Origin of the sequence: Xanthobacter lutulentifluminis, assembly GCF_043194675.2 — a bacterium.
GTDB lineage: Bacteria > Pseudomonadota > Alphaproteobacteria > Rhizobiales > Xanthobacteraceae > Xanthobacter.
In genome coordinates this window covers 3,003,183-3,024,408 of record NZ_CM195525.1, presented here as the reverse complement: position 1 = coordinate 3,024,408, position 21,226 = coordinate 3,003,183, and the positions used below count along the sequence as shown (strand labels likewise).

23 protein-coding genes are annotated in these 21,226 nt (G+C 70.5%); 4 read left to right on the top strand and 19 right to left on the bottom strand.

Annotated features, from left to right (window positions below; genetic code table 11):
* Positions 1 to 68 precede the first annotated feature (68 nt).
* The gene (locus V5F49_RS13840; protein WP_394117230.1) at positions 69 to 686 is read left to right on the top strand and encodes a YqgE/AlgH family protein; all 618 of its coding nucleotides are present in this window, start codon (positions 69 to 71) and stop codon (positions 684 to 686) included.
* Positions 687 to 934: 248 nt separating this feature from the next.
* Here V5F49_RS13840 and V5F49_RS13835 read toward each other — a convergent pair whose 3' ends face one another.
* The 3 genes from V5F49_RS13835 to V5F49_RS13825 all read right to left on the bottom strand — a co-directional run bounded on the left by V5F49_RS13835 (position 935) and on the right by V5F49_RS13825 (position 3,913).
* Positions 935 to 2,335: a cell wall hydrolase gene (locus V5F49_RS13835; protein ID WP_509210691.1), complete on the bottom strand. Its 1,401-nt coding sequence runs from the start codon at positions 2,333 to 2,335 to the stop codon at positions 935 to 937.
* A 115-nt stretch (positions 2,336 to 2,450) separates the two neighbouring features.
* Positions 2,451 to 3,413 carry a methylmalonyl Co-A mutase-associated GTPase MeaB gene (meaB, locus tag V5F49_RS13830; protein ID WP_394117232.1) on the bottom strand — a complete coding sequence of 321 codons (963 nt, stop codon included), beginning with the start codon at positions 3,411 to 3,413 and terminating at the stop codon, positions 2,451 to 2,453.
* Positions 3,414 to 3,589: 176 nt separating this feature from the next.
* On the bottom strand, positions 3,590 to 3,913 hold the full coding sequence (locus tag V5F49_RS13825) for a YMGG-like glycine zipper-containing protein (protein WP_394117233.1): 324 nt from the start codon (positions 3,911 to 3,913) through the stop codon (positions 3,590 to 3,592).
* A 247-nt stretch (positions 3,914 to 4,160) separates the two neighbouring features.
* Here V5F49_RS13825 and V5F49_RS13820 point away from each other — a divergent pair, with 247 nt between their 5' ends.
* Complete coding sequence (locus V5F49_RS13820) at positions 4,161 to 4,502, top strand: rhodanese-like domain-containing protein (protein WP_394117234.1); 342 nt, start codon at positions 4,161 to 4,163, stop codon at positions 4,500 to 4,502.
* Between the two features lie 77 nt (positions 4,503 to 4,579).
* Here the strand turns inward: V5F49_RS13820 and leuB are convergent, their stop codons facing one another.
* The 7 genes from leuB to V5F49_RS13785 form a co-directional block, all read right to left on the bottom strand.
* The gene (gene leuB, locus V5F49_RS13815) at positions 4,580 to 5,692 is read right to left on the bottom strand and encodes a 3-isopropylmalate dehydrogenase (protein ID WP_394117235.1); all 1,113 of its coding nucleotides are present in this window, start codon (positions 5,690 to 5,692) and stop codon (positions 4,580 to 4,582) included.
* A gap of 182 nt (positions 5,693 to 5,874) precedes the next feature.
* On the bottom strand, positions 5,875 to 6,741 hold the full coding sequence (locus tag V5F49_RS13810) for an SDR family NAD(P)-dependent oxidoreductase (protein ID WP_394117236.1): 867 nt from the start codon (positions 6,739 to 6,741) through the stop codon (positions 5,875 to 5,877).
* Positions 6,742 to 6,767: 26 nt separating this feature from the next.
* Positions 6,768 to 7,622, bottom strand: coding sequence for an aromatic amino acid exporter YddG (gene yddG / locus V5F49_RS13805; protein WP_394117237.1), 855 nt, complete (start codon positions 7,620 to 7,622; stop codon positions 6,768 to 6,770).
* Positions 7,623 to 7,638: 16 nt separating this feature from the next.
* On the bottom strand, positions 7,639 to 8,058 hold the full coding sequence (locus V5F49_RS13800) for a (deoxy)nucleoside triphosphate pyrophosphohydrolase (RefSeq protein ID WP_394117238.1): 420 nt from the start codon (positions 8,056 to 8,058) through the stop codon (positions 7,639 to 7,641).
* Positions 8,055 to 8,729: an SIMPL domain-containing protein gene (locus V5F49_RS13795; RefSeq protein ID WP_394117239.1), complete on the bottom strand. Its 675-nt coding sequence runs from the start codon at positions 8,727 to 8,729 to the stop codon at positions 8,055 to 8,057. Before V5F49_RS13795 ends, V5F49_RS13800 begins: the two co-directional genes overlap by 4 nt.
* Before the next feature lie 80 nt (positions 8,730 to 8,809).
* A complete protein-coding gene (gene argJ / locus V5F49_RS13790) occupies positions 8,810 to 10,051 on the bottom strand; it encodes a bifunctional glutamate N-acetyltransferase/amino-acid acetyltransferase ArgJ (RefSeq protein WP_394117240.1) in 1,242 nt (413 codons plus the stop codon).
* Positions 10,052 to 10,331: 280 nt separating this feature from the next.
* Positions 10,332 to 10,916 carry a TetR/AcrR family transcriptional regulator gene (locus V5F49_RS13785; RefSeq protein WP_394117241.1) on the bottom strand — a complete coding sequence of 195 codons (585 nt, stop codon included), beginning with the start codon at positions 10,914 to 10,916 and terminating at the stop codon, positions 10,332 to 10,334.
* Between the two features lie 87 nt (positions 10,917 to 11,003).
* Here V5F49_RS13785 and V5F49_RS13780 point away from each other — a divergent pair, with 87 nt between their 5' ends.
* On the top strand, positions 11,004 to 11,873 hold the full coding sequence (locus V5F49_RS13780) for a crotonase/enoyl-CoA hydratase family protein (protein ID WP_394117242.1): 870 nt from the start codon (positions 11,004 to 11,006) through the stop codon (positions 11,871 to 11,873).
* Here the strand turns inward: V5F49_RS13780 and V5F49_RS13775 are convergent.
* Together V5F49_RS13775 and argE are read right to left on the bottom strand one after the other, a co-directional pair.
* A complete protein-coding gene (locus tag V5F49_RS13775; protein ID WP_394117243.1) occupies positions 11,870 to 12,298 on the bottom strand; it encodes a GlcG/HbpS family heme-binding protein in 429 nt (142 codons plus the stop codon). The two genes, V5F49_RS13780 and V5F49_RS13775, sit on opposite strands and share 4 nt — an antisense overlap.
* Positions 12,299 to 12,316: 18 nt before the next feature.
* Complete coding sequence (gene argE, locus V5F49_RS13770) at positions 12,317 to 13,483, bottom strand: acetylornithine deacetylase (RefSeq protein ID WP_394117244.1); 1,167 nt, start codon at positions 13,481 to 13,483, stop codon at positions 12,317 to 12,319.
* A 43-nt stretch (positions 13,484 to 13,526) separates the two neighbouring features.
* Between argE and V5F49_RS13765 the strand changes: the two genes are divergently transcribed.
* The gene (locus V5F49_RS13765) at positions 13,527 to 14,180 is read left to right on the top strand and encodes a DUF1028 domain-containing protein (RefSeq protein ID WP_394117245.1); all 654 of its coding nucleotides are present in this window, start codon (positions 13,527 to 13,529) and stop codon (positions 14,178 to 14,180) included.
* Positions 14,181 to 14,271: 91 nt separating this feature from the next.
* Here the strand turns inward: V5F49_RS13765 and V5F49_RS13760 are convergent, their stop codons facing one another.
* The 7 genes from V5F49_RS13760 to V5F49_RS13730 all read right to left on the bottom strand — a co-directional run bounded on the left by V5F49_RS13760 (position 14,272) and on the right by V5F49_RS13730 (position 21,057).
* Positions 14,272 to 15,375, bottom strand: a complete 1,104-nt coding sequence (locus V5F49_RS13760) for an ABC transporter ATP-binding protein (RefSeq protein WP_394117246.1) — start codon at positions 15,373 to 15,375, stop codon at positions 14,272 to 14,274.
* Positions 15,376 to 15,415: 40 nt separating this feature from the next.
* Positions 15,416 to 16,282: an ABC transporter permease gene (locus tag V5F49_RS13755; RefSeq protein WP_394117247.1), complete on the bottom strand. Its 867-nt coding sequence runs from the start codon at positions 16,280 to 16,282 to the stop codon at positions 15,416 to 15,418.
* Positions 16,282 to 17,133: an ABC transporter permease gene (locus V5F49_RS13750; RefSeq protein WP_394117248.1), complete on the bottom strand. Its 852-nt coding sequence runs from the start codon at positions 17,131 to 17,133 to the stop codon at positions 16,282 to 16,284. The genes V5F49_RS13755 and V5F49_RS13750 overlap by 1 nt, the downstream gene beginning before the upstream one ends.
* 261 nt (positions 17,134 to 17,394) lie before the next feature.
* Positions 17,395 to 18,426 (bottom strand): ABC transporter substrate-binding protein, encoded by a 1,032-nt coding sequence (locus V5F49_RS13745; RefSeq protein ID WP_394117249.1) that lies wholly within the window; start codon positions 18,424 to 18,426, stop codon positions 17,395 to 17,397.
* A 249-nt stretch (positions 18,427 to 18,675) separates the two neighbouring features.
* Positions 18,676 to 19,095: a RidA family protein gene (locus V5F49_RS13740; protein ID WP_394117250.1), complete on the bottom strand. Its 420-nt coding sequence runs from the start codon at positions 19,093 to 19,095 to the stop codon at positions 18,676 to 18,678.
* A gap of 10 nt (positions 19,096 to 19,105) precedes the next feature.
* Positions 19,106 to 19,606 carry a flavin reductase family protein gene (locus V5F49_RS13735; protein ID WP_394117251.1) on the bottom strand — a complete coding sequence of 167 codons (501 nt, stop codon included), beginning with the start codon at positions 19,604 to 19,606 and terminating at the stop codon, positions 19,106 to 19,108.
* Positions 19,603 to 21,057 carry a 4-hydroxyphenylacetate 3-hydroxylase family protein gene (locus V5F49_RS13730; protein WP_394117252.1) on the bottom strand — a complete coding sequence of 485 codons (1,455 nt, stop codon included), beginning with the start codon at positions 21,055 to 21,057 and terminating at the stop codon, positions 19,603 to 19,605. Before V5F49_RS13730 ends, V5F49_RS13735 begins: the two co-directional genes overlap by 4 nt.
* Between the last annotated feature and the right edge of the window lie 169 nt (positions 21,058 to 21,226).

Sequence of the window (21,226 nt, the reverse complement as noted above, 5' to 3'; positions counted from 1 at the left end):
CGCCCGGACAAGCGGGGGGACCCGCAAATCACGTTTCCAAACGCCCGGAGGCGCGGTACCCTTTCCATATGACTGCAAGCCAGAAACCCAGCGTTCCGGGTGAGGGGTCGAGCTTCCTCGACGGGCAGATGCTCATCGCCATGCCGACCATGCGCGACGAACAGTTCGCACGCACGCTCGTCTACCTGTGCGCCCACTCGGCCGAAGGTGCCATGGGCATCGTGGTGAACCAGCCGGCGAGCCACATCGACTTCTCCGACCTCCTGGTCCAGCTCGATGTGATTCCCGCCTCCGAGCGCATCCTCCTGCCCAAGAGCGCGGGCGCGGTGAAGGTGCTGCGCGGCGGGCCGGTGGAGACGGGACGCGGCTTCGTGCTGCATTCGGCGGACTATTTCGTCGAGAACTCCACCCTGCCCATCGACAACGGCATCTGCCTCACCGCGACGCTCGATATCCTGAAAGCGATCGCCGGCGGGCGCGGACCGCGCAGCGCGGTGCTGGCGCTGGGCTATGCAGGCTGGGCGCCGGGCCAGCTGGAGACCGAGATCCAGGCCAACGGCTGGCTCAACTGCCCGGCCGACGCGGACCTCATCTTCGGCGAGGGCGTGGACCAGAAATACGATCTCGCCCTGCGCAAGCTGGGCATCCCGCCGGGCATGCTCTCCAGCGACGCCGGCCACGCCTGAGGCGAGCCCGGCTGCCGCGCGGCACGCTCAGCCCGACCGATGGAAGAGGGCATGCGCCGCCACGGGCGGCCGGTCCGAGCCCCCCACGCGAGGCTTCGGGACGCCGCAGGCGCGAGGCGCAGGGATGGCGCGGGGGTGGAGGGCCCCCACCGTCGGGAGGCACAAGGCAAGCCAGCCCGCGGGTGCGAAGCGCACAGTCTCCGCCGGCCCCTGCCCGACCCATTCCTGCCTGAGGGGCCGCGCCGCGATCAGCCCTCGCCCCAGCGGCGCGGGCGGTAGAAGGTGTGCACGCCGATGCGGTCGAGCTTGCGCATCTCCCGCACCCAGCTCGGATGCACCCAATAGGCGTGGTAGTGCGTGGCGCGGCCGACGCTGGTCAGCCACAGCTTGCCGTCCAGCATATCGGCGGCGATTTCCTTGGCCTGCACCCACATGTCGGGCTCGCGCACCACATCGCGCACATCGTCGCAGGCGAAGGTGAACTGGCAGGCCAGATGGCGGTGGGCGTTCTGGTAGACCGCGCCGCACACGTCGGCCGGGTAATAACCGGAGAAGACCCGGTTCACGATCACCTGCGCCACCGCGATCTGGCCGCGCTTAGGCTCGCCACGGCTCTCGAAATAGATGGCTTCCGCGAGGCACTTCTGCGCCCGCGCCAGCTTCTCGCCCCCAAGGCTCAGGCGCTGCGCCGGCGAGGGCCAGATGCCGTCGGGAGCCTGCTCCTCGGCGGCCTCGACCGCCTCGGCGCCGGCGCTGGTGGCGATCTCCTGCGTCACCGCCGGGCGCGCCGCCGGCAGCGGCACGAAGCCCTTGTCGGCCAGCGCGTGATACTCGAAGGCGAGCGCCGGGAAGAGGTTGGGGTCGCGGCCGAACACGGCCACCGGATCATGGTGCAGCGCCGGCTCCACCTCGGCGCCGGCGATGGCCGCGGCGCGCACGGCGGCCGACAGCTGGGCCTCGCCCTCGGCGGCATCGGAGACCGCGGGGGGCGGCGCCTCGCGCAGGGCGGTGCGGTCGGGACCATAGGCCGCGTCCTCCGCGATCGGGCCGGAATTGTCCTGGATCAGCGGCAGCTCGAGCAAAAGGTCGAGGGCGAGCTCCAGATGCGGCTGGCCGGCCTCGGCGCGGGGCGCGGAGGGCGCATCGGATTCGGTCATCACCAGCGGCGGAGGGAAGGCAAAATCAGCGTCGTCGGAGGCGGCGGCATCCTGGGCGACCACCGGCACCGGATCCTCGGCGAGGGGCGCGCCGGCGATGGCGGCGGCGGCGAGCGCCTCGGGCGGTGCGGAGGCGCCGGGCGCATGGCCCGGGAAGGCCTTCGCGGGCATGTCCGCGGTGAGCGAGGCGGTGACGATGGCCGCGCCCTGGATGATGCGGGTCGGCGCGGGCTGCGCTGGCAGTGTTTCGCGCCCGGACACGGGCTGCTGCGGCAGGCCGGTGCCGATGGGCTGGGGCAGGTCCAGCGTCGCCACCTTGAGCGCCCGCGCGGGGCCTCCGAGCACGCCGATCCCGCCCGGTGCGGGCGGCTGGCGGGTGGACGCGCCGTCCGCGCCCGCTCCGGCGGTCGACGCGGCGACGAAAGCGGCGGCGATCAGCAGCGGCGCCGCAACGCGTGCCGCCCGAAGCCCTCGGTCTCGACGAATTCCCATGGCCGGTGCCCTTGACGCCCGTTCATGTCGCCAATAGGGCGCTCCGGCGGCGGAACCACGCTCCCCGCGCGACGCCCGCCGTTGCCCGGCGGCGACACGCAAGAGCATTGTCCGATCAATCTTGCCCGGAGGTTAACCGCGCCGCGAGCTCGGCCTCGCGGGCGAAGGGGGTCGTCGCCGCGAGCGTGATCTGGCGCGCGCGGGCAAGTCCGTGGGTGCCGAAGCGCACGCGGATGGCCTCCTCCACCCATTTCCTCTCCTGCGCGGCGCGGTGATCCTCGCGCCGGCCCGCCTCCTCCAGGAAGGCACGGTGGCCGGACACCGCCGCCTCGAAGGCGTCGAGCCCCTCCCCCGTGGCGGCGGACAGGCGCACCACCGGCACCGACCAGCCGGCCGCCCCAGCCCCCGAAAGCGACAGCGCTCCGGCGACCTCCGAGGCCGCACGGCGGGCGACCTCGGTCATGTCGGCCTTGGTGACGACGATGATGTCCGGCAATTCCATCACGCCGGCCTTCATGAACTGCAAGCTGTCGCCGGAGGCCGGCTGGATGCACAGCACCACCGTATCCGCCACCAGCGAGATGTCCGCCTCCGACTGGCCGACGCCCACCGTCTCCACGATCACGAGATCGTAGATGGCCCGCAGCAGCACCACCGCCGCCACCGAATCATCCGAAAGCCCGCCCAGCCGGTCGCGGGCCGCCATGGAGCGCACGAACACGCCGCGGTCCTGCGGATCGGTCTTCATGCGGGCGCGGTCGCCCAGCAGCGCGCCGCCGGTGCGGCGGGAGGACGGGTCCACCGCCAGCACCGCCACCGTGCGGCCGGCGGCACGGGCGCGCTGCACCAGCGTGTTGGTCAGGGTGGACTTGCCGACGCCGGGCGGGCCCGTCAGCCCCAGCACATGGGCCTTGCCGGCCTTCGCCGCCGCATCGAGCAGCGCCACCAGCGCCGGCTGGCCGCGCGCGGTCTCCACCAGCGCGAGCGCCTGCGCCACCGCGCGCTTGCCGCCGGAGCGGAGCGTCTCGATGGCGGGAACGAGGGGAGCGGCGGCGGATGCGGCGGTGGCAGGCGTCATGAGGCGAAGTCTAGAGCGTTCGCCGCGCCGCGAAAACCGTGAATGCGGCGCACCTTCGACGGCGGCCACAGGGTGCCGCCCGAACGGAAAAAGGCGCCGGCAAAAGCCGGCGCCTTTCCCACTGATCGGATCCGTGCGGGGGAACGGAACCGATCAACAGCTGAATTGGGCGGTCGTCAGGAGCAGTTGGCGCGGGACACGCGCACCACCGCGCCATTGCTCTGGCGCAGGTAGCAGCGGCCGTTGTTGCCCCAGAAGTAATAGGCGCGGCGGCGCTGGTCCTGCTGGTTGCCGATGATGGCGCCGGTGGTGCCGCCGATGATGGCGCCGGCGGCAACGCCGCCCGCGTTCCCGGTGACCGCGCCGCCGATGAGCGCACCGGCAGTGCCGCCGATGAGCGCGCCGCCGACCGTGTTGTTCTGCGCGGCGGCGGTGCCGGCGGTGCCGGCGATGGCGAGGCCGGCGATAGCGAGGGCGGCGAGGCCCGAACGGAAGGTCATCCTCAATCCTTTCCGCACCCCCCGGCCGAAGCCAGGAGCGTGCTGCGATGGGTGCTGATCTAGCAAAGCCAACATGAACGCCAGATGAGCGCGACGTTCGGCCGTCATGCAGCTTCCGCCCCGTTCTGCATCCGCCCGGCGCCAGCGTAAAGGCCTGCCTGCGCACGCCCTGCGGCGGGAGGGCCCTTGCATCGCACGCCGGCTTCGGTGCAGGCTCCCGGCCACCTTCCTTTCAGGATCATCATTCATGAGCGAACGGAACCCCTTTGGCGGGGCCATCACCCATCTTTCCCCGGCCGAGGTCCGACAGGGCCTCGCCGACGGCACCATCCTGCTCGTGGACGTCCGCGAGCCGAACGAGATCCAGGCCGAGCGGATTCCCGGCGCGGTGAACGCGCCCCTCAGCACCTTCAACCCCGCCGCCCTGCCCGACCCGGCCGGCAAGCGCCTCGTCTTCTCCTGCCGCTCGGGCCAGCGCTCGCAGCAGGCCGCGGCCGCCGCCCAGAAGGCGGGCCTTGCCTATGAGGAGCACATGAAGGGCGGCATCATCGGCTGGCGCGAGGCCGGCTTCGAGGTGGAGCGGGGCTGAGGCCCAAACGCCTGCCCGGACACAAAAAAGCGCGCCGCCCGGCTGGCCCGGCGGCGCGCTTTTGTTTGCGGGAGGCCTCAGGCGCTGGCGGCGTCGAGCTCGGCGACGATAGCCTTGCCCATCGCCTCGGTGCCGATGGTCTCCATGCCCGGGGCGGCGATGTCGCCGGTCCGCTTGCCGGAGGCCAGCACGCCGGCGATGGCCTGCTCGATGCGGTCGGCCACATCGCCCTGGTTGAACGAGTAGCGCAGCGCCATGGCGAGCGACCCGATCATGGCGATGGGGTTGGCGATGCCCTTGCCGGCGATGTCGGGGGCCGAGCCGTGCACCGGCTCGTACATGGCGGCGCGCTTGCCGGTGACGGGATCGGCCGCGCCCAGCGAGGCCGACGGCAGCATGCCGAGCGAGCCGGTGGCCATGGCGGCGAGATCGGAGAGGATGTCGCCGAACAGGTTGTCGGTGACGATCACGTCATACTGCTTGGGCCAGCGCACCAGCTGCATGGCGAGCGAATCGGCCAGCTGGTGCTCCAGCTCCACGTCCTTGTAGGCGCGGGCGTGCAGGTCGGTGACGACCTCCTTCCAGAGCACGCCGGAGCGCATCACGTTGTGCTTCTCGGCGGAGGTCACCTTGTTGCGGCGCGTGCGCGCCAGCTCGAACGCCACGGCGGCGATGCGCTCGATCTCGTAGGTCTCGTACACCTGCGTATCGATGGCGCGCTTCTGGCCGTTGCCGAGGTCGGTGATGGTCTTGGGCTCGCCGAAATAGACGCCGCCGGTCAGCTCGCGCACGATGAGAAGGTCCAGGCCCTCCACCACGTCGCGCTTCAGCGAGGACGCCTCGGCGAGCGCCGGGTAGCAGATGGCCGGGCGCAGGTTGGCGAACAGCTCGAGATCCTTGCGCAGGCGCAGCAGGCCCGCCTCGGGGCGCACCTCATAGGGCACGGACGCCCACTTGGGGCCGCCCACCGCGCCGAGCAGGATGGCATCGGCCGCCTTGGCGCGCGCCATGGCCTCCTCGGAGATGGCGGCGCCGTGGGCGTCATACGCGCAACCGCCCACCAGATCCTCCTCGATGGCGAAGGAGGCAAGGCCGGCCTGCTCCAGCCAGGCGGCGACCCGCTTCACTTCGCCCATCACTTCGGGGCCGATGCCGTCGCCGGCGAGGAGGAGGAGCTTGTGGGTGGCCATCTGTCGGATCCTTGGGTCTTGGTCGTGTCTGCGGCGTCGTTGGGGGCGCCTTCCCTGGGGCCGCCCTGAGGGCGACGGCTCGGCGCGGAGTGCTAGGGCCTCGCTCCGCCGATGGCAAGGAAGAACACGCCCCGGCGATATGCCTGAACGCATTCCGCCGGGCGAGCGGGGCCTTTCAGTCCCTACTCCCCTTTCACGAAGGCGGCGAACGCCTCCGCATAATCCGCATGCCAGCGCGAGAGCGGCGGACGGTTCTCGATGATGTCGCCCGCCGCCCAGGCGATGCGCTTCTCGTCGAGGGCGCGCGGCACGTCATTGTCCGGGCACAGGATGTAGAAATCCCCGGCCTCCAGCCGCGCGAGCAGGAAGTCCACCGTCTCGTCCGCCGTCCAGGCCCCCGCCGGCTTCTGCGTGCGCCCGCCGGCGGCCAGGGGCGTGAAGACGAAGCCGGGGATGAACAGGTGGGCGGTGACGGCGCAGCCCGGCAGGTTGCGCAGCTCGTGCTGGAGCTGCTCGGTGAACACCTTCACCCCGGCCTTGGACACGTTGTAGGCGGGGTCCCCCGGCGGGGTGGTGATGCCCTGCTTCGAGCCGGTGTTGACGATGAGGGCCGGCCGGCCCTGCGCGATCATGCCCGGCGCGAACGCCCGGCAGCCATGGATCACGCCCCACAGGTTCACCCCCAGCACCCGCTCCCAGTTGGCGATTGGGCCGAACAGGGCGCTGCCGGGCTGGATGCCGGCGTTGTTCATGACGAGATCGGCGCCGCCGAACCGCTCCGCCACCTCCGCCGCGAGCCGTTCCAGCGCCTCCGGGCGGCTGACGTCGGTGGCGCGGGCGATCACGTCCGCCGCGCCGCCGGGAGCGAGGGCGGTCACCTCGGCGGCCGCCGCATCGAGCTTCTCGCCGCCGAGATCGGCGAGGACGATCTTGAGCCCGCGCGCGGCAAGGCGACGGGCGGCGGCAAGGCCGATGCCGGAGGCGGCGCCGGTGATGACGGCGACTGCGCCGGAGGACAGGGCGGGATGGGGGCTTGCGGGATCGGACATGGCAGGCTCCGTGTTCAGGCGCGGGATCAACGCCGCGTGGCGACGAAGGCGCCGCCGACGATGAGCAGGCAGGCCGCCGCCAGGGTCCATGTGGGGGCGGCAAATCCCGTCGCCACCAGCAGCAGGGTGGAGAGCACCGGCGCGGCATAGGAGGCGACGCCGAGGAAGCGCACGTCGCCGCGCTTCATGCCGATGTCCCAGGCGTAGAAGGCGAGCCCCACCGGGCCGAGGCCGAGCAGCACCACCGCCGCCCATTCCCCCGCGCCGGCGGGCCAGATGGTCTCTTCCCACGCCACGTGGCACAGGCCGGCGAGCGCGGCGGTGGCGAGGCAGAAGCCGGCCACCGCATGGGTGGGCACGCTGGCGAAGTAGCGCGACGCCACCGAATAGGACGACCAGATGAAGGCGCAGGCGAAGGCCGCGAGATAGCCCGGCGCGTAGCGCGCCTCGATGCCGCCGAACCCGCCCTTGCCCAGCAGCAGCAGCACGGTGCCGGCAAATCCCAGGAGCGCGCCGATGACATGGGCGCGCTTCAGCCCGCCGCCGGGCAGCAGGGCCGAGAGCAGCACGATCAGCAGCGGCCAGAGGTAGTTGATGAGGCCGGCCTCGGCCGGCGGCGCCCATTTCAGCGCGGCGAAATAGAGGAAATGATAGCCGAACAGCCCGCCGACCCCGTGCAGCCACGCCAGCGGTCGCTGCCGCAGCACGGAGAGCCCCGGCCCCGCCGCCGCGGCCGCGAGCCCCACCGCCCCGCCGATGGCGAAGGTGAGCGCGGTGAGGAGGAAGGGCGGCACCTTCCCGGTCGCGGCGGTGAGCACCGCCAGCGTGGACCAGAGCAGGATGGCGAGAAGGCCGATGCGCGTGGCGCTGGCGGGGGCCATGGAGCGTTTCCCCGGCTCAGGGCCCGAGCAGGTCGATGAGGGCGGGGATCAGCGGCTCGTCGGCAGGCGGCATGGGGATGTCGCGCAGGCGCGCCGGCCGCAGCCATTGCAGCGCCTGGTGCTCCTTCCTCACGATGGCGCCCTCCCAGCGGCGGCAGATCCATAGCGGCATCAGCAGGTGGAAGGTCTCATAGGGATAGCTGGCGAAGGTGAGGGGGGCGAGGCACGCCTCCTTCACCGTGATGCCGAGCTCCTCGTGAAGCTCGCGGATCAGCGTCTCCTCCGGCCGCTCGCCCGGCTCCATCTTGCCGCCGGGAAACTCCCACAGCCCCGCCAGCGCCTTGCCCTCCGGCCGCTGGGCGACCAGCACGCGGTTGTCGGCGTCGATGAGCGCGCAGGCGACGACGAGGGTGATCTTGAGGGGGGGCGTGGTCATTGCGCGGTCCAGGTGACATCGAGGGAGGCACGCACCTCGACCGGCTTGACGCCCGCCGGAACATCACTGCGGATGCGGACGACATCATCGGCCTGCGGGCCATTCGCCGATGCATTCGTCCCGGCGACAAGCGCAAGCAGGTCGCGGCTGGGAATGGAGATGCGGACGATGGGCCCGAGCTTCAGGCCCGCCATGGCCGCGATCGCCTCCGCCTTTCGCCGCGCGGCATCGAAGGCGGCCCGCCGCGCCGTGTCCGCACCCTCCGCCGGATCGATGACGGTGTAGCGGGCGGGCTGGAGGGCGCTCGCGCCGTTGTCGCGCGCCTGCTCGACAAACTGCGCCGCCTTGGCGAGATCGGCGAAGCGGGCCTCGACACGAGCGGTGGCCAGGAATCCCGGGGCCGCAGGCGAAGCCTTGCCGTCTTCAGGCCCGCCTTCGCCCGGGAGCGGGTAGTTGGTCGGCCGGCTCCGCGGCATGACACGGACCGGCTCGGCCTGGATATCCGTTTCAGCCACGCCGAGCCCCTTCAGGAACGCGACCAGGCGCGCCACGTCACGCCCGGTGCGCTCGGTCGCCGCGGCGGAGGTTTGCTCCGTGCTGGAGACCGTGGCCGCGACCGTCGCCTCATCCGGCACGACCGAAACGATGGCCGCGCCGTTCACCTCGATCACCACCGGCTCCCGCGCCGCAGGCTGCGCCATGGCGCCTGCGGCACCGAGCGCCGCAAGACCCACGGCGAGAGCGACCGCCCTCACGAGCGGTAATCCCCGTTGATCGCCACGTATTCCTTGGTGAGATCGCAGGTGAGCACCCGGTCGGAGCCGCGGCCGAGGCCGAGGTCCACGGTCAGGTCGATCACGTCGTTCTTCATGTATTCGGAGACCGCGGCCTCGTCGTAGGACGGGTCGCGGGCGCCTTCGTGGGCGACGCGGATATCACCGAACGAGATGGTGAGGAGGTCGCGGTCGGCCGGCTCGCCGGCCTTGCCCACGGCCATCACCACGCGGCCCCAGTTGGCATCCTCGCCGGCCACCGCCGTCTTCACCAGCGGCGAGTTGGCGATGGACATGGCGATGCGCCGCGCCGACTTCTTGGAGACCGCGCCGTTGACATGGATGCGCACCAGCTTGCGCGCGCCTTCGCCGTCGCGGGCCACCTGCTCGGCGAGGTCCGCCAGCAGCGCCTCGAGGGCATTGCGGAACGCCTTGAGGGCGGGGTCATCGAGGCTCTTGACCGGCTTCGCGCCGCGCGCCTTGGCGGCGCCGGTGGCGAACAGCAGCAGCGTGTCGGAGGTGGAGGTGTCGCCGTCGATGGTCACGGCGTTGAAGGTGGTCTTCACCGCCTTGGACAGCAGCTGTTGCAGCACGTCGGCGGCGATGGGGGCGTCGGTGAAGACGAAGGACAGCATGGTCGCCATGTCGGGGGCGATCATGCCCGCGCCCTTGGCGATGCCGTTGATGGTCACCGGCACGTCGCCGAGGAGCACCTCCGCCTTCGCCAGCTTGGGGAAGGTGTCGGTGGTCATGATGGCGCGCGCCGCATCCATCCACGGCCAGTCCACGAGGCGGGCGGCCGCCGCCTCCAGCGCGCCCTCGAACTTGGTGGCGTCCAGCGGCTCGCCGATGACGCCGGTGGAGGCGAGGAACACCTCGGCGGGCTTGCAGCCCAGCACCCGGGCGGCGAGATCGGCGGTGAGCTTCGTCGCCTCGCGGCCCTTCATGCCGGTGAAGGCGTTGGCGTTGCCGGAATTGACCACCAGCGCCCGCGCCTTGCCCTTCTTCAGCGCCTCGCGGCACCACTCCACCGGCGCCGAGGGGCACAGGGAGCGGGTGGTGACGCCGGCCACCGTGGTGCCGGGCACGAACGACATGACCAGCACGTCGGTGCGCCCCTTGTAGCGGATGCCGGCCTCGGCGGTGGTGAAGGTCACGCCGGGCACCGGCGTCAGCTCGGGCACGGACTTGGGCGCGAGGGGGGAAATGGCAGACGACATGGCGGCACCCCTGTTATGGCGCGCATCCTGTGCCGCAGCTTCAGGCAAGAGGCAAGGGCAATGGCGGCACCGCGGCCGCCCGTCGCCGGGAGGATCGCCGCGGAACCGCCATGCGGCAGCCCGAACCCGCGTGGCGCGCCGGGCCGGAATGACGCAGACGCGTGGCTCCCCTTCCCGATGCGCACCGCCCTGCGGATGTTCCCCGTCATCCTGCCGATGCGGGCGCCACGGGTTGCGGCCAGAACGCACGGCACATGAAGGGGAGGAGACAGGGGCGCGATCAGTCGCGCCGATGCTGCGTGCGCAGCGCCACCAGGCCCGCGGCGGCGCGCCCGGCCGCCTCGAAATAGGTCGGGTCGCGATGCACCAGCGAGGCGGAGAAGGCGCCGTCCAGCAGCAGCAGGATTTCCCGCGCCAGCCCCGCGGCGTCGGCAACGCCGGCGGCGGCGATCTCTCCCGACAGCCAGCTCTCGAACCCGGCCTTGTGCCGCGCCCCGATCTTCACCGCCGGATGACCCGGCAGGGCCGCCAGCTCCGCCGTGGTGCGCAGGAAGCCGCAGCCCTTCCATTTGGGATGCCGCGCCACGCGGGCGAGCGCATCGAAGATGGCAGCGATCTTCTCGCCCAGCCCGCCCTCGGCGGCGGCGAACCAGCCGGCCATCTGCTTCAGGTTGGGCTGGTCGCGGGCATCGAGATAGGCGGCGATCAGGTCGTCCTTGCTCTGGAAATGGTAATAGAGGGTGCGCTTGGTGACACCCGCCTTCTCGGCCACCGCGTCCACGCTGACCCGGCCAATTCCTTCCGCGTAGAACAGCCGCGAGGCTGCCGCGACGATCTTCTCCCGCGTGTCCGTGCGCTTCGCCATGGCGGCAATGTATACCGTACAGTGAGTATACTCAAACGCCCCCTCTCCCCATCCTCCCGCCATCACCGCCGCACATGGGAGATGGCAATGGCGCACGAGGTTCTGCTTCAGGTCGAGGGCGCGATCGCGACCCTCACGCTCAACCGCCCGGACAAGCTGAACGCCCTGAACTACACGACGCTGGATATGCTCGTGACGCTCCTCGACGCCATCGAGGACGACCCCCGCGTGCGCGGCGTCATCCTCACCGGCGCCGGGGAGCGCGCCTTCTCGGCGGGCGGCGACATTGCGGAATTCTCCCGCTCGGTGGCGGCGGGGCCGGATACGGCGGTGCGGGATTTCGTGGTGCGGGGGCAGCGGGCGACGGCGCGCATCGAGGCCTATCGCAAGCCGATCGTGGTGGCGGTGAACGGCCTCGCCTTCGGCGGCGGATGCGAGATCACGGAGGCCGCGCCGCTGGCCGTCGCCAGCGACCGGGCGGTGTTCGCCAAGCCCGAGATCCGCCTCGGCATGCCGCCCACCTTCGGCGGCACGCAGCGCCTGCCCCGCCTCGCCGGCCGCAAGCGGGCCATGGAGCTGCTGCTGACCGGCGAGACCTTCTCGCCGCAGCGGGCGCTGGAGCTCGGCCTCGTCAACGCGGTGGTGCCGCACGCCCAGTTGCTGCCGGCGGCGCGGGCGCTGCTGGGACGCATCCTCACCCACTCGCCGCTCGCGGTGGCGAGCATCCTCACCGCCGTCACGCGGGGCATCAACCTGCCCATCGCCGAGGGGCTGCTGACGGAGCAGGAGCAGTTCGCGCGCATGGCCCCCACCGCCGACCTGCGCGCCGGCCTCGACGCCTGGCTGGCGCGGCGCGAGCCGGCCTATCCGGCCGACTGGTTCACCACGCCCACGCAGGATCGGGACGCGCCCGCGCCGAGCCGGCGCGCCCGACTGACGGGCAGCGTGAGGGCCTAGACCTCCGCCCCCAGCGCGGCGAGGGCGGCCTGCGCCACCGCAACGTCCTCGCTGCCCTTGCCGGAGCCGACGCCGATGCCGCCCACGCACACCCCGCCGATGATGATGGGCAGGCCGCCTTCCAGATTGGTGAGGCGGCCGCCCGCGGCGATGGCGAGCTTCAGCTCCAGCGCCGGGTCGAGCCGGCTGGTGGGCTGGCGGTGGGAGGCGGCGCTGATCGCCTTGGAGAGCGAGGTCTCGCGCGACAGAAGCTTCGCCCCGTCCATGCGCACGAAGGCGAGGAGGTTGCCGCCCTCGTCCACGATGGAGATGTTCTGCGGCACGCCCATTTCCTCCGCCTTGCGCACCGCCGCCGCGAGGGCGACGAGCGCGCCGGCGTGGGTGAGCCGGACGGCGGGGCGGGTGAGCGGGGTATCGTCGGCCATGGCGGGTCCTTTCCCGGGTCAGATCCAGTCGCGCGGCGGGCGGCGGGCATACTCCACGAGGCGCGCCAGCATGGCGTCGCATTGGGCGAGCTCGTCGCGGCCGATCCATTCGTCGGCCTTGTGGGCGCGGGCGATGTCGCCGGGCCCGCACACCAGCGTCGGAATGCCCGCCTCCGCATAGAGGCCGGCCTCGGTGCCGAAAGCGATCGTTCCCGGCGCGCCATTGTCGCCGCACAGACGCGCCACCACGGCCGCCTCGGGCGCGTCCGGCGCGGTGGCGAGGGCGGGATAGGCGGAGAGCGCCTCCACCACGAGGTCGGCTTCCTCCGCCTGCGCCTTCAGCGCGGCGCGGGCTGTGGCCATGAGCCCCTCGATGCGGGCGAGAATGGCGGGCGTGTCGCTCTCCGGCATGGAGCGCAGCTCGAATTCCAGCACCGCCCGGTCCGGCACCACGTTCAGCGCTCCGCCGCCGTGCAGGGAGCCGATGTGCAGGCTCGCCCACGGCGGATCGAACGCGGGATCGCGCGGGCCGGCGGCGAGATCCTGCGCCAGCGCGTCGAGGCCGGCGGCGAGGCAGGCGAGCGCCGTCACCGCATTGGCGGCGCGGTGCGGCAGGGCGGAATGGCCGGTGCGCCCCAGCGCCGTCACCCGCCACGCGCGCTTGCCCTTGTGGGCGCGCTTCACCTGCATGCCCGTGGGCTCGCCGACGATGCACAAGAGCGGGCGCGCCGGCAGCGCCGCCACCGCCGCGACGACGCCTGCCGCGCCCTTGCAGCCGATCTCCTCGTCATACGAAAGCGCCACGTGGATGGGCGTCTCCAGCGGCGCGGCGGCCATCGCTGGCAGGGCCGCGAGCACGCAGGCCACGAACCCCTTCATGTCGGAGCTGCCGCGCCCGTAGAGCCGGCCGTCGCGCTCGGTGAGGCGGAAGGGATCGGAGGTCCAGGGCTGGCCCTCCACCGCCACCACGTCGGTATGGGCGGAGAGCACGATGCCCGGCTGCTCCTGCGGTCCCACGGAAAGCAGCAGCGCGGCGCGGTCGCCGCGCGGGTCCGGCAGGCGGGTGACGCGCGCGTACGGCGCGGCGATCTCGACAATGCGCGCCACGATCTCTTCATTCGCCGTATCCGTGATCGACGGAACGGCGAGGAGTGATGCAAGTATTTCTTCTGACGAATATTGCATTTTACTTTTTCAACCGGTAACAAGACAGAAAAGGGAGACGGGAATGACCTATTCCATCGCCGCACGCTGTCCGGAGACCGGCGCCTTCGGCATTGCCATCACCTCGTCCAGCATCTGCGTCGCCAGCCGCTGCGCCTGGGTGAGCCCGCTCGGGCTCGTGACCACGCAGAACGTGACCGATCCCGCGCTCGGCCCCGCCGGGCTCGCCTTGCTGCGGCAGGGCATCGGCGCGGGCGGCGTGCTCGCGACCCTCCTCGCCGGCACGCCGGAGCCGACCTATCGGCAGGCGAGCGTCATCGACCGCTACGGGCAGGTGGCCTGGCATTCTGGCGCCGAGGCCCTGCCCATCGCCGCGGCGGCGGAAGGGCCCGGCTGCATCGCTCTGGGCAATCTCCTGACCCACGACAAGGTGCCGGAAGCCATGCGCGATGCCTTCCTTGCCTCGGCCGGCCTGCCGCTCGCGGAGCGGCTGATGCGCGGCCTGGAGGCGGGCCTTGATGCAGGCGGCGAGACCGGAGACGAGCACGCCGCCGGATTGCACGTGGCGCGCACCTACGACTGGCCGGTGGTGGACCTGCGGGTGGACTGGGACGAGGCGCCCATCGCCGCCCTGCGCGCTTTGTGGGACCGCTACGGCCCCGAGCAGGCCGCCTTCGAAAGCCGCGCCCGCGCCCCGGCCTCCGCGCCCGCCTTCTGACCCCGGTCCGCCGGTGGCGCCAGCGGCGCGCCGGCGGCCACTTCCGGGTCCCTGCCCGCCCGGATTCCGGCCGGTTCCGAAAGCGCGCGCCTCAGGGCGCATCGCAGGCGAACGCCACCGCATCGCCGGCGGCGAAATCCAGCGCCACACGGCTGCCGGCGGGCCAGCGGATGGGCGCATCGTGGCCCGGCACGCGCACCGTGACCCGCCCGCCCCGCGCACCGGCCACATCCACCAGCACATCCACATGCGAGCCCTGATAGACATGGGTCGCGACCGTGCCGGCGAGGATGCCCTCGCCCTCGGCCATGCGCATGGCATCCGGCCGCACATAGAGGTCCAGCGCCGCGCCCGGCGCCACGCCGTCCAGCGTGCGCGCGCTCACCTGCAGCCGCCCCTCGGCCACCGCCACAGTGGCGCCCTCCCCCAGCCGGCGCTCGAGGCGGGCCGGGAGCACGTTCACATCGCCCACGAAGGAGGCGACGAACGGGTCCGCCGGATGGCGATAGATGGCGTCCGGCGTGCCCACCTGGCGGATGCGCCCCTGCGACATGACGGCGATGCGGTCCGACATGGACAGCGCCTCGCTCTGGTCGTGGGTGACGAAGATGGTGGTGACGCCGAGCTTGCGCTGGATCTCCTTCAATTCCACCTGCATCGCCCCGCGCAAGTTCTTGTCGAGGGCGGAGAACGGCTCGTCGAGCAGCAGCACGCGCGGGCGGATCACCAGCGCGCGGGCGAGCGCCACGCGCTGCTGCTGGCCGCCGGAGAGCTGGCGCGGCTTCCTGTCTCCGAAATCGGCGAGCTTCACCAGCGCCAGCGCTTCTTTCACCCGCGCGTCGATCTCGCGCCGGGGCACGCCGCGCATCCTGAGGCCATAGCCGACGTTCTTCGCCACGCTCATGTGCGGGAACAGGGCGTAGTTCTGGAACACCACGCCGATCTCGCGATCATAGGGCGGGGTCTCGGTCATCAGCCGGCCGGAGACGAATATCTCCCCGCCGTCGGCCTCCAGGAAGCCGGCGATGAGGTTGAGGAGCGTGGTCTTGCCGCAGCCCGAGGGGCCGAGCAGCGTCATGAACTCCCCGTCCTCGATCTTCAGCCACGCCTCGTGCAGGGCGACGGCATCGCCGAAGCGCTTGGTGACGCCGTCGATCTGCACCCCCACGGGGCCGGCGGGCGAGGAAGCGGCCACGACGGGCGTCTCCGGTTGGGTCTGCGGCGGATCGCGGCGTTCAGCGGGCATGCTCAACGTTCAACACCTTTCCGAGGCCGAGGAATGCATTGGCGAGGGTGAGGACGCCGGCCGTCACGACGATGTAGACGACCGACAGGGCCGCGAGCGTGGGGTCGGCATATTCGCGGACGTAATTGTACATGGCCACCGGCAGCGTCTGGGTCGACTGGGCGGTGACGAACAGCGAGGCGGTGAACTCGTTGAACGAGAGGATGGCGGCGAACAGCCAGCCGGAGAACAGGCCCGGCACCAGCAGCGGCAGCGTCACCGTCCACAGCGCCATGCCGGGCTTCGCCCCGAGGCTCGCCGCCGCCAGCTCCAGCCGTCCGTCGAGGTTGCGCAGCGAGACGTAGACCGAGCGCATGACGAACGGCAGCACCAGCACCACATGGCACAGGATCACCAGCCAGTAGGTGCGGGTCGCGTGGATCTGCGCGGCGAGGATGAGGAAGCCGAGGCCGATGGTGAAATGGGGGATCACCAGAGGCGAGGTCAGGATCGCCTCCAGCGTCGCCTTGCCGGTGAAGCGGTAGCGGTCGAGGGCGAAGGCGAAGCCCGCCCCCACCGCCAGCGCGATCGTGGAGGCGAAGGCGGTGATGATCAGCCCGTTGCGGAAGCCGATGGCAAAATCCCGATAGGAGAAGGCCCGCTGGAACCAGCGCGTGGACCAGGCCTGCGGCGGGAAGGAGAGGATGGCGCGATCGTTGAACGCGGAGATGCCGACCACCACCGCCGGCAGGATGATGAAGCCGACGATGAGGGCCACCAGCGTCCAGCCGCCCACCTTCAGCAGGCGCTCGCCGGCGCGGGCGGGGATCAGGCGCCGAGAGGCGGGCGAGGGGCGAGAGGGCGAGGTGCCGGGCATCAGTGGGCTCCGATCCGCTCGAGGGGACGCACCGCCTGCTTGGCCATGGCCAGCACCGCGAAGGTGAGCGCGAGGCCGGTGACGCTGAGCGCCGCCGCGAACGGAAAATTGAAGGAGGCAAATCCCAGCTGGTAGACCAGCGTCGAGATCATGCTGACCCGCCCGCCGCCGATCATCTGCGGGGTGGCGAAGGCCGAGAAGGTCCAGGCGAAGGCGGTGGAGACCCCCGCCACCACGCCCGGCATGGAGAGCGGCAGCGTCACGGTGAGGAACGCCCGCACCGGCCCGGCGCCGAGCGAGATGGCGGCCTTCTCATAGTCGGCATCGATGTGGGAGAGCGCCGCGGCCAGCATGATGACCATCACCGGCAGCGTCACATGCACCAGCGCCACCACCACGCCGAAGGTGGTGAACATCATCTGGATCGGCCGCTCGATGAGGCCCAGCGCCATCATCACCGAGTTCAGGAAGCCGGTGTTGCCGAGCACGATGATCCACGAATAGGTGCGCACCACCTCGCCGAGGAACAAAGGCGTCACCGCGGTGATGAGCAGGAACGACTTCAGCGCCACGTTGCGCGCGCGCACCAGGGCGAAAGCAAGCGGATAGGCGACGATGAGAGTGATCAGCGCGGTGAGGAGGCAGATCCACACCGTCTGGACGAACACCTGGGCGTAGAGCGGGCGCAGCAGCGCCTCGAAATTGGCGAGGGTGAAGCCGCCGGGGTCGAGCGAGCCGGGCACATAGGCGCGGAAGGCGTATTGCAGGATCGCCGCCAGCGCCGCGGTGCAGGCGAGGGCCGCCAGCGTCGCGGGGGCAACGAAGAGCGCAAGGAAAGGCCGCCTGGTCATGATGCTCCGCTCCCGACCCTGGCCGGTGAACATGGACGAAGGCCGCGTCGCCGCGCGCCGTCATCCGCCTTTTATCCCCGGCCGGGCCGGGGACGGAGGGGAGAGTGGGCAGGGGGTCCCTCTCTCCCCGGCCGCCGTGATGCGGTGCCCCTCCCGGGTCAGGGCAGTGATCAGGAGAGGCGCCGCCTCACCCCGGGAGACGCCCCGGGGCTGCGTCGGGATCGGGCGGCCGGACGGACCTCCGGTCGCCCCGGGGCCGGCTCACCGCGCGATCATGTTCTCCGAGAACCACTTGCGCCACTCGGCGGTCTTCTCCGCGCGGAGCTTGTGGTCGATGATGATGGTCTCCTTGTCCCACTGCTCGGCGGTGGTGAACACACCCGGCAGCTTCGCCGTCTCGGGGCTCACCTTGGCGCCGAGCACGGTGGGCGAGCCCTTCTTCAGCTCGGCGATCTTGCCCTGCACCTCGGGATCGAGCGCGGTGTTGATGAACTTCTGCGCCAGCTCCTGGTTCTTGGAGCCCTTCATGATGGCCATGGTGTCGATGCCCAGCACGCCACCTTCCTTGGGGATGACGAGCTTGATCGGCACGCCCTGGGCAATCATGTAGTAGGCGTTCATGGAGAGCATGATCTGCACCGGGGTCTCGCCGGTGGCGATCAGCTGCTGGGAGTTGGCGTCGTTGGTGTAGAAGGCCTTGAAGTTCGGCTTCAGCGCCAGAAGCTTCTGCTCGCCCTTCTGCCAGTCCGCCGGCGAGCCGCCGGCCAGCAGCGCCGACACCGCGATGATGTGGCTCGGGTCGAAATCGGGGGCCGCGATCATGCCCTTCAGCTCCGGGCTCCACAGGTCGGCCCAGGAGGAGAAGGTGATGTTCTTCGGGGTCAGGTCCGGGCGATAGCCGATGGTGTAGACATAGGCCCAGGCGCCGATGTGATAGGGGCTCACCTTCGCCTGCGGCACCAGCTTCGCCGCATTGGGGATCTTGGCGAGATCCAGCGGCTCGAACAGGTCGTCGTTGGCGTAGAGCCAGCCCACATGGGCGGTGGTGAATGTGATGTCGCTCTCCGGCGCGCCCTTGGCGAGCTTGGCCTTGTTCAGCCGGTCGATGGTGCCGCCGGTGATGTATTCCACCTCGACGCCGGTGTCCTTGGTGAACTTCGAGGCGATGGCCTCGGCGATGAGATCGCGGAAGCTGCCGCCCCACGTGCTCACCACCAGCTTCTCCGCCGCGCTCGCCGGCCCGGCCGCAAGGGCCGCCAGCGCGAGGCCGAGGGCAATGAGTTTGCCTTTCATTCTCTTCTCCTCTGGATCCGCCTTTGCGACGGTTGATCTTGAAGGTCCGGGCCGCGCACAGACACAGCACACCGGATCAACTCTACGTAACAGTACGTATATGCCGGTCGATTTCAAACAAAAAGAGCGGCCGTCGTCGTACTTTTTACTTCTAAAAACAATGATTTACATATCAAATACCTTCGCCCCGCGCCCAGGACGGGAGCGGGGGAAGAGGCCGGGCGGCAAGCCGCCCGCGCACGCCGGCGATCAGGCGCGATCGGCGGGGATCTCGGCGATGATGTCGATTTCCATCAGGTATTCGGGCTTGGCGAGGCCCTGCACGATGAGGCCGGTGGAGACCGGATAGACCCCCTTCAGCCACGCGCCGACCACCCGATACACCGGCTCGCGATAGGCCCGGTCGGTGATGTAGATGACGATCTTCACCACGTCCTCGAGCCTTGCCCCGGCCTCCTCCAGCAGCACCTTGGCGCAGGCCATGGCGTTCTCGGTCTGCGCCGCGGCATCGCCGATGCCGACGATGTTGCCGTCGAGGTCCATGGCGGTCTGGCCGCGCAGGTACACGGTGTTGCCGGCGCGGACCGCCATGCACACGTCGTTGTCGAGCTTCTGCTCGGGATAGGCGTCCTTGGTGTTGAACGGACGGATGCGGGTGTGGGTGGGCACGATCAAACCCTTATGCAGCAGACAGGCGCCGGTAGGCGCGGTTGGCGTAGAGCAGCGGCTCGGCCTCGGCGGCGGCGCCGTGGATGGCGCGCACCTCCCCCACCACGATGCGGTGGGTGCCATAGGCATGGTGGGTGGCGAGGCGGCAGTCGAAGCTCATAAGCGCGCCCGCCAGCACCGGCGCGCCACTGGCGGACAGCACCCACTCGGCCGCGGCGAACTTGTCGTCGCGGAACTGCGGCACCTGCCCGGCGAAGGCATCGGCCACCACCGACTGGTGATGGGCGAGCACGTTGGCGACGAACAGGCCGTTGGCCTCGATGGCCGGCAGCGCCGCGCTCTTCTCGTGGATGCACAGGAGGACCGAGGGCGGCTCCATGCACAGCGAGGCGAGGGAGGAGACGGTGAGCCCCGCCCGCCCGGCCGGCCCGTCGGTGGTGATGACCGCCACCCCGGAGGCCATGCGCCGCATGGCCTCGCGGAACAGGTCCGCCTCCACCGGGGCGCTCATTTCAGCGAGCCCGTGACATTGTCGGAAAGGCCCGCCGTCTTGCGCACGAAATCGAGCGGGCCGGAGAAATCGAAGCTCTTGTAGACCGCCGCCAGATGATTGAAGTGCGGCGCCTGCGCGAACTGCACGAAGGCGAGGCGGTGGCCGGCATAGTCGGACGAGACCAGGTCGCGCGCGAAGGCGAGCAGCTTGCGCCGGTCCTCGGACGCCCAGTTGTCGTTGAGGGTGTAGAACTTCTTCAGCCACTCGCCCGTGCCCTCGGCCTCGAAGGCGGCGACGTTCGGCGTCACGCAGATCTGGCCGCCGATCAGCTCGCGGGTGGCGTGCATCATGGCGGGCAGCTGCGAGCAGGCGAGCACGCGGCCGGCGTAGAGGATGGACTGGTTGGGCATCAGCAGGCCCGCCGGGCTCTTCTCGGCCAGCGCGATGGAGGCGGTGAGGTGGGCGTTGATGCCCTCGCGATAGACCGCGAGGTCCGCCAGCTTCTCCTGCACCGACTGGAGCTTGTCGAGGCCGGTCTGCTTGGCGTTCCACAGCGCCGCGCCGATCATCATGTCGGCCACGTAGAGCAGGCGCAGCACGTAAGGATAGGCCGAGTAGCGGTGCAGCGTGCCGCGCACGAACTGGGCCGCCTTGGTGTAGCGGTAGAAGAACACGTCCTCCCAGGGGATCAGCACGTCATCGAAGATCACCAGCGTATCCACCTCGTCATAGCGGTTGGCGAGGGGATAGTCCTTTGGGTCGGTGCGGCCGGCGAAGGAGGAGCGGCAGATGTGCTTCACCCCCGGCGCGCCCATCTTGACGATGCAGCCGAGCGCGTAGTCGCTCTCCTTCTCGTCGGTCCAGGCGCCCACGGTGGGCTTCAGATAGGCCTGGTCGGCATAGGCGGCGGCGGTCTCGTACTTGGCGCCGCGGATGATGATGCCGGCATCCGTCTCCCGGGTGACGTGCACCATCATGTCCGGGTCGCGCTCGGAGATGTGGCGGGAGCGGTCGCCCTTGGGATCGGTGTTGGCGGAGACGTGGAAGGGGTCTTCCTCAACCACCCGGCGGATGTGGTTGTCGATGTTGGCGGCGAAGCGCGGGTCGATGGCAGCCAGCATGTCGCGGCCGTCCTGCAGCGACCACATCTCGCCGATGGTCTCGTCGCCGACGCGGGTGACCACGCCGCCCACGTCCTTCAGGAGGATGTCCACGCCGTTGCGCTTGGCATCCCAGTGGGCGGTGGTGGTGGGCGGCTGGTGGAAGATGGAATGCACCGCATTGTCTTCCACATAGGTCAGCGCCGGAGCGGTGGCCTCCTCGTGGTGGAGGTCGTACATGCGGGCCTTGATATCGACGATCGGCTTGAAGGCGGGATGCGTGGTGACATCCTTCACACGCTCGCCGTCGATCCAGATCTCGCGCCCGTCCCGCAGGCCGTCCTTGTAGGCCGCACCGGTCCTGATCATCTCGCACCTGCTCCCGAATTGGTCATGCCCAGGATTGGTGCAGAGAGTGGAGCGGCCTGTCGGATTGATAAAATATTTTATCTCTGGCGAAAAGATCGGCTTTTCTGATCCAGATCAATGCGCCAGACTGAAGGGCATCACCGGAGCCCCGAACGTGCCTGCCACTGCC